Origin of the sequence: Pseudoalteromonas sp. GW168-MNA-CIBAN-0100, from assembly GCF_040309225.1 — a bacterium.
Taxonomy (GTDB): Bacteria; Pseudomonadota; Gammaproteobacteria; order Enterobacterales; family Alteromonadaceae; genus Pseudoalteromonas; species Pseudoalteromonas arctica.
In genome coordinates this window covers 1-269 of the sequence record NZ_JBEOOL010000589.1, presented here as the reverse complement: position 1 = coordinate 269, position 269 = coordinate 1, and the positions used below count along the sequence as shown (strand labels likewise).

At 37.2% G+C, this 269-nt stretch carries 1 protein-coding gene; it reads left to right on the top strand.

The features are described 5' to 3' along the window. The coding region (locus AAEY62_RS22565) for a sensor histidine kinase (protein ID WP_350636651.1) at nt 1-269 on the top strand (269 nt) is incomplete at both ends.

Sequence of the window (269 nt, the reverse complement as noted above, 5' to 3'; positions counted from 1 at the left end):
GTATAAGGCTGAGCAATTACAAGATGAGCTTAGGGTAATACAACGACAAAGTGAGCATTTAAGAAGCCTGATTAATGATGTGCTTGATTTAAGTAAAATCGAAGCAAACAGGCTAGAACTTAACATTAGCTGTTTTGATATGGTGCGATTGATCAACGATGTTCATGCTATGTTTTCTCCACAAACTAAAGCGAAAGGCTTGTCACTGATATTAGAGAGTCAGTTAGGTGATACCTATTTTACGCGGCTAGATTTAACTCGAGTAAAAC